The sequence below is a fragment of the Endozoicomonas sp. G2_1 genome, assembly GCF_017744155.1.
Classification (GTDB): Bacteria; Pseudomonadota; Gammaproteobacteria; order Enterobacterales; family Alteromonadaceae; genus JAGHQT01.
Window position 1 is genome coordinate 1 of sequence record NZ_JAGHQT010000041.1, and the last position, 815, is coordinate 815.

Annotated in this window: 2 tRNA genes and 1 rRNA gene; all 3 read left to right on the forward strand. The window is 43.2% G+C overall.

The features are described 5' to 3' along the window. A 16S ribosomal RNA gene (locus tag J7384_RS19205) occupies positions 1-115 on the forward strand; the annotation flags it as partial. A gap of 97 nt (positions 116-212) precedes the next feature. Beyond that, a tRNA-Ile gene (locus tag J7384_RS19210) sits at positions 213-289 on the forward strand. A gap of 32 nt (positions 290-321) precedes the next feature. Next, positions 322-397: transfer RNA gene (locus J7384_RS19215), tRNA-Ala, on the forward strand. Positions 398-815: the final 418 nt, after the last annotated feature.

Here is an 815-nt window from a genome sequence, read left to right on the forward strand (position 1 = left end):
AAAAGAAGTGGCTAGTTTAACCTTCGGGAGGACGGTCACCACTTTGTGATTCATGACTGGGGTGAAGTCGTAACAAGGTAACCCTAGGGGAACCTGGGGTTGGATCACCTCCTTATCTTGAAAGAATCGAGATTGTTGTTGAGTGCTCACACACATTGTTTGATAACGAAAATGAAGAAGAAGTCCAAACATGCAAGCTTCGGACACACTCTAGGTCTGTAGCTCAGCTGGTTAGAGCGCACCCCTGATAAGGGTGAGGTCGGCAGTTCAAGTCTGCCCAGACCTACCAATGTTCCTAGCCGCCATGTTGACCCAGAAAAAGGGGCTATAGCTCAGCTGGGAGAGCGCCTGCCTTGCACGCAGGAGGTCAGCAGTTCGATCCTGCTTAGCTCCACCACTTCTTCAGTAGAACAAGAAGCCAAATTAAAGCTTACTTAATCAGTAATATTTAATTTGGTTTTTTTAACCACGAATTAGCCGAATGCGTGCTAGTTTGACGTTCTTTAACAATCTGGAAAGCTGATATATATCCCGAATATATCGAAAGATATATTCAACCGTTAATTACAGTGTCGCGCTGTAGTTAACAACCTGAAACAAGACTTCCTTATCTTGTTTCATCTAATTCAAGTAGCTCACCAATCCTTTTTTTTATAGAAAGTGATTGAGAGTACGTGAAAATGTCAGGCATACATTTAGTTTGGGATTTGTCTCCCAAACACTTAAGACGTTCTTTTTATAAGACCGCTTGGGGTTGTATGGTTAAGTGACTAAGCGTATATGGTGGATGCCTTGGCAGTTAGAGGCGATGAAAG